This window comes from Frankia sp. Mgl5 (genome assembly GCF_023242985.1).
In the GTDB taxonomy this organism is placed as follows: domain Bacteria; phylum Actinomycetota; class Actinomycetes; order Frankiales; family Frankiaceae; genus Parafrankia; species Parafrankia soli.
This window is the reverse complement of record NZ_JALKFY010000818.1, coordinates 25,630-31,874: the sequence shown is the minus strand read 5'-3', so window position 1 is coordinate 31,874 and position 6,245 is coordinate 25,630. Positions and strand designations below refer to the sequence as shown.

Here is a 6,245-nt window from a genome sequence, read left to right as displayed (position 1 = left end):
GGTCGCCGTCTCCGGAGTCCCGGACCTCGACCTTGCCGAGGCCGCCGGGTCCCACGGTCGCCGTCGCAACGGCGGGGGGGGGGGGGGCCCCCGGCCCGGGGGGCGGGGGGGCCGCGGATCCCGCGCCGGACGAGCCGGCGCGGGAGGTGGTCTCAGCGCAGCAGGCCGCGCGCCGCCTCGACGATGTGCGGCGTGGAGATGCCGGCGAAGTCCAGCAGCTCGTCCGGGGTACCGGAACCGGGAAGCTCACCGACGGCGAGATGCGCCAGCCGCAGCGAGACGCTGCCGTCGCGCAGGACGCCCGCGAGGCCCTCAAGCACCGCGCCGCCGAGGCCGCCCTCGGCGTAGTGGTCCTCCGCGACGACGAGGCGGCCACCGGTCGCCCGCGCCGCCTCCGCCAGGGTCGCGGTGTCCACCGGCTTGACCGAGTACAGGTCGATCACCCGTGCCGAGACTCCCTCGGCCGCGAGCACGTCGGCCGCGGCCAGGCAGTGGTGCAGGGTGACCCCGGCGCCGATCAGCGTCACGGTGTCGGCGTCGGAGCTGCGCAGCACCTTGGAACCGCCCGGCGCGAACGTCTCGTCCGGGCCGTAGAGCACCGGGTAGGCACCGCGGGTCGTCCGCATGTAGCTGACACCGGAGATCCCGACCATCGCCTCGATCAGCTTGGCCGCGGAGGTCGCGTCGCTCGGGTAGAGCACCGTCGAGCCGCCCACGGCCCGCATCATCGCGAGATCCTCGAGCGCCATCTGGGACGGGCCGTCCGGACCGATCTCCACCCCGGCGTGCGACCCCGCCAGGCGGATGTCGGCCTGCGAGATGGCCGCCATCCGGATGAAGTCGTAGGCGCGGGAGAAGAACGCGGCGAACGTGGACGCGAACGGGACGTAGCCGCGCACCGACAGGCCGACCGCGGCCGCGACGAGCTGCTGCTCGGCGATGAAGATCTCGAAGAACCGGTCGGGGTGCGCCTTGGCGAAGTCCTCGGCGTAGGTCGAGTTGCTCACCTCGGCGTCGAGGGCGACGACGTCGGTGTGCGCGCCGACCGCGGCCAGCGCCTGGCCGTAGGCGCGCCTGGTGGCGACCTTGGCACCCAGCTCGTAGGTGGGGAGCTTGACCGCCGGCTTCTGGGCCGGGGCCGGGCGCGCCATGTCCGCCGGGGGAACCGGGCCGCGCACGCGCAGGTTCCGCTCGCCGCCCAGCTCCGCGATCGCCCGGGTGGCCATGTCCTCGGGCAGCGGCTTGCCGTGCCAGCCGTCCGCGTCGGCGACTTCGGAGAAACCCTCGCCCTTGCGGGTGCGGGCCAGGATCACCGTGGGGCGGGAGGCGTCCTCGGCGTCGGCGAGCGCGGCGTCGATCGCGCCCAGGTCGTGGCCGTCGATCACCACCGCGCGGGCACCGAACGCCTCGACCCGGCGGGCGTAGGCGTCCATGTCCCAGCCGAACTCGGTCGGGCCGCGCTGGCCGAGGCGGTTGACGTCCACGATCGCGATCAGGTTGGACAGGCCGTAGAAGGCGGCCTTGTCCAGCGCCTCCCACATGGAGCCCTCAGCCATCTCGCTGTCGCCGCAGACCACCCAGACCCGATACGGGACCTTGTCCAGGAACTTGCCGGCCAGCGCGACCCCGACGGCGTCGGGCAGGCCCTGGCCGAGTGATCCGGTCGCCACGTCGACCCAGGGCAGGACCGGGGTCGGGTGGCCCTGCAGGCGGTGCCCGAACCGGCGGTAGCCGGTCATGAGCTCGTCGTCGGTGACGACGCCGACCGCCTTGAACATCGAGTAGATCAGGGGCGACGCGTGCCCCTTGGAGAAGATCAGGTGGTCGTTCGCCGGGTCGTCCGGGGTGTCCCAGTCGTAGCGCAGGTGGCGCGTCAGCAGCACCGCCATGACGTCCGCGGCGGACATGGAGGAGGTCGGGTGACCGGATCCGGCCGAGGTGCTGCTGCGCACCGAGTCGACCCGCAGCTGCTGTGCGAGTTCCCGAACCGTCTCCAGGTCGGCGACACCGACCACTTCGGACACGGGAGTTGCCACACCAGCCTCCTTAGTCAGGATTGTGCTGCGCAGGTCGGTTGCACGGATGTGTCAAGGGCCGGCCGGCCCGAGCGTTCCGTCGCCTGCCGAAGTACCCTGTCACTCCGCGATCCGAACCGTACCAGCACCTACGGCCCGCCACGCCTGGCGAAATCGCGCTTTCGTCACACCTTCCCGCTCGGCGCTCGGCCCGCGCGGCCCTGCCCGCACCTGGCGATCGGCCGGGACGCAGGGACTACTCGGCATGGTCCGCGACGTCCGCCCGTCCCGGGCCGACGCCACACCGTGGTGATCATCACGCGGCGGGCGCGTCCCGCCGCCCCCCGGTGGGGCACCCGCCCGGGGATCCCCGGGCGGGTCAGACGGCGGGTGTGTGGGCCGCGGACGGCGAGGCCCGGTGGAACAGCTGGTAGAAGCGGTACCCGATCCCCTCGCGCAGGATGTACCGCACCTGGGTGCCGAACCCGCGGTTGGCCGGGCCCGACGTCGCCGGCGACGTCACCGCGTCGACGCCGAGGTCGTCGGCGATCGCCCGGGAGCGCAGGCTGTGCCAGCGGTCGGTCACCACCACCGCGGACCGCCACTGCCGGCTGTCCATCAGCCCGGCCACCGCGGTCAGCGACGACAGTGTGTCGACACCCTGGGGCACCACCAGCACGGCGCTGGACGGCACGCCGCGGTCACGTAGGTAGGACCCGGCGGCCTCGGCCTCGGTGAAGCGGTCCCCCGGCTGGTTACCGCCCACCGTGATGACCCGCGGCGCGACGCCGGACCGATAGAGCTCGAGGGCGTGGTCGAGCCGGGCGGCCAGGATGGCGGACGGCCGGCCGTCGTACTGCGAGGCGCCCAGGACGATCAGCGCGTCGGAGGCCCGCCGGTCGTCACCGCGCCCGACCCACCACACCTGCCCGAAGGTCATCACGGACCCGAGCAGCACGATCCCGACGATGATCGCGACGATTCGGGCCGCCCAGCGCCACCAGGGCACCCTGAACCAGGACGCCGAGGGCGGACGGGGCACAAGCCGCCGGAGGGACAGGTCCACGCGATGTCACGTTAGCCGTCCGGGACCAGCCCAAACCTCCCGGGCGCACCTGGGTGCTCCGCGACGCGTACTCAGGTGTCGGTGGGGCCGTCGGCGCCGCCCGGCGCGGCCGGCAGCGGGCCGAGCGCGTCCCAGTCCAGCACCTCGGCGGCGACGTCGCGGATCTCCGCCAGCAGCCCGAGCCGGGCCGCGCGCAGCGCGGGATCGTCGGCCATCACCAGCACCGCGTCGAAGAAGCCGTCGACCGCGTCCGGGAGCTGCCCGGCGGCGGCCACGAAGTCGTCGAGCCCGGGCAGGCGGCCGGCCGTGCGCGCCGCCAGCTGGCGGGACAGCTCGGTGACGGCCTGGGCGAGGCGGTGGTCGGCGGGGTCGACGAGGGCGCTGATCTCGATGCCCGGCGCGACGTCGGCCGGGACGATCCGGCGGACCCGCCCCAGGGCGGCGGCCAGCCGCGCGAACGACGCGGTCTCCACCAGCGGGCGCAGCGCCTGCAGGGTCACCATCGCCTGGCCGGGCCGGCCGGTCAGCGGGCGCAGCGCGCCGACCAGCCGGTGGTCGACGCCGGTGTCGAGCAGGTACTGGGCGAACCGGCCGCGCACGAACGCGTCGGCCTGCTCCAGGGCCGCCTCCGGAACCGGCACCGGGACGAGCTTCGCGGCCTCGGCCAGCATGCCGGCCACGGTGATCCCGGCCAGCTCCGGCCGCTCGGCCAGGATCGCGGTGACGCCCAGCGCGGCGCGGCGCAGACCGAACGGGTCGGAGCTGCCGGTGGGCGCCGCGTCGAGCGCGAACAGCCCGGCCAGCAGGTCGATCCGGTCGGCCAGGGCGAGCAGCGCGCCGGGGACCGTGGCCGGCAGCGTCCCGCCGGCCCGGCGCGGCAGCTCCATCTCGTGGAGCGCGACGGCGACCGCCTCCGGCTCGCCGGCGCGGCGGGCGTACTCGCGGGCCATCGTCCCGGCCAGGCTGGACAGCTCGATCACCATCTGGGTGGCGAGGTCGAACTTGGCCAGCTCGCCGGCGCGGTCCAGCGTCCGCCGCTCCGCCGGGGACAGCGCGCCCGCGTCGGAGGTGGCGAGCCGGTCCGCGAACAGGCCGGCCAGCCGCGCGATGCGCTCCGCGCGGTCGGCCACCGACCCGAGCCGCTGCTCGAAGGTCAGCTTCGCCAGCCCCGCGCGGAACGTCTCCAGCGGGACCTTGAGATCGGCGTCGAAGAAGAACGCCGCGTCCTCGAACCGGGCCCGCACCACCGCCTCGTTGCCCGCGCGGACCAGCGGCACGTCCACCGCGCCGTCCGCGACCGTGACGAAGCAGGGCAGCAGCGCCCCGGCCGTGTCCCGCACCGCCAGATAGCGCTGGTGCTTGTGCATGACGGTGGTGAGGATCTCGGCAGGCAGGTCGAGGTAACGCGGCTCGAAGGAGCCGAGCACCGGACGCGGGAACTCGACCAGGTTGGTCACCTCGTCGAGGACGTCGGCCTCGGTGTCGAGGTCGATCGTGCCCGCGTGCTCGGCCGCCAGCTTCGCGGCCTCGTCGACGATCAGTTCGCGGCGCGCGGCCGGGTCGAGCAGGACGGAGTTCTCGGCGAGCAGCTCCGGGTAGCCGACGGCGCCGGTCACCTCGATCGGCGGGGACCCGGCGCGCCGGTGCCCGCGGGTGGTGGAGCCCGCGGCCAGCGTCGAGACCGCGACCGGGACCACCGCCCCGCCCAGCAGCGCCACCACCCAGCGCACCGGACGGCTGAAGGACAGCTCCGGGTCGTTCCAGCGCATGTTCCGCTCGGCGCGCAGCCCGCCCAGGACGGCGCCGAGGACCTCGGCGAGCACCTCCGTCGCGGGACGGCCGGTGTCGGTGCGCACCAGGGCGACGTGCTCCACCCCGCGGTGCTCGACGACCGTCAGGTCCGCCACGTCGCCGCCCTGCCCGCGCACGAAACCCGTCGCGGCCTTCGTCGGCGCGCCCTGGGCGTCGTAGGCGGCGGAGCGGCGCGGGCCGCGCACGACCCGCTCGACGTCGGGCTCACGCGGCGCGACGTCGTCGACGATCGCGACGATGCGCCGCGGGGTGCCCTGCACCCGCAGCTCGCCGTAGGTGAGCCGGGTCGCCGCGAGCCGCTCGACGAGGGCCGCGCGGACGGCGGCCGTCTGGCGGGTCACCTCGGCGGCGGGCAGCTCCTCGGTGCCGATCTCGAACAGCAGGGTGGCCGGCCCCGCCGGCACGGCGGCCGGGTCGACCGGCCGGGCGACGGCCGGGGCCGGGCGCGGCGCCTCCCCCAGCGGGTCGCCGAGCTCGTCGCGCCTGTCCCGCCAGAGCTGGGCGACCTCGCGGGACATGCCGCGCATCTGGGCGAAGGAGGTGGCCCGCTCGGTGGTGGAGACCGCGCCGCGCGAGTCCAGGACGTTGAAGGCGTGCGAGCACTTCAGCACGTAAATGTGCGCGGGCACCGGCAGCCGGGCGTCGATGAGGCGGCGCGCCTCTGCGGCGCAGTCGGCGTACATGCGGCGCACCGTGTCGATGTCGGCCTCGTCGAGGTAGTACCGCGACATCTCGTACTCGGCCTGGCCGAACACCTCGCCGTAGGAGACCCCCGGCGCGTAGGCGATCTCGGTGAAGTGCCGGACCTTCTGCAGCACCATCAGGATCCGCTCGATCCCGTAGGTGATCTCGACGCTCACCGGGTCCAGGCTCTGGCCGCCGGCCTGCTGGAAGTAGGTGAACTGGGTGATCTCCTGCCCGTCCAGCCACACCTCCCAGCCCAGCCCCCAGGCGCCGAGCGCCGGCGAGGCCCAGTTGTCCTCCACGAAGCGGACGTCGTGCGCCGCGGTGTCGATGCCCAGGGCCTGCAGGCTGCCCAGGTAGAGCTCCTGAGGGTTGCCCGGGTCGGGCTTGAGGACGACCTGGAACTGGGTGTGGGTCTGCAGCCGGTTCGGGTTGAAGCCGTAGCGGGAGTCGTCCGGGCGCACCGAGGGCTCGACATAGGCCACCCGCCACGGCTCGCCGCCGAGCACCCGCAGGATGGTCGCCGGGTTGTGCGTACCGGCGCCGACCTCGGTGTTGAACGGCTGCACGATCATGCAGCCGCGCTCGGTCCAGTAGCGGGTCAACGTCAGCAGGGCGTCCTGCATGGTCAGCATCGGGTTCAGCCTCGGCAGCTCGGTTTCGGCGGC

Annotated in this window: 3 protein-coding genes; all 3 read right to left on the bottom strand. The window is 74.3% G+C overall.

The features are described from left to right. Nucleotides 1-152: 152 nt before the first annotated feature. The gene (locus MXD62_RS32245) at nucleotides 153-2,036 is read right to left on the bottom strand and encodes a transketolase (protein WP_248833133.1); all 1,884 of its coding nucleotides are present in this window, start codon (nucleotides 2,034-2,036) and stop codon (nucleotides 153-155) included. A gap of 358 nt (nucleotides 2,037-2,394) precedes the next feature. After that, nucleotides 2,395-3,081, bottom strand: a complete 687-nt coding sequence (locus MXD62_RS32240; RefSeq protein WP_248833132.1) for a YdcF family protein — start codon at nucleotides 3,079-3,081, stop codon at nucleotides 2,395-2,397. A gap of 71 nt (nucleotides 3,082-3,152) precedes the next feature. Beyond that, a complete protein-coding gene (locus MXD62_RS32235) occupies nucleotides 3,153-6,212 on the bottom strand; it encodes a glycine--tRNA ligase (protein WP_248833131.1) in 3,060 nt (1,019 codons plus the stop codon). Nucleotides 6,213-6,245: the final 33 nt, after the last annotated feature.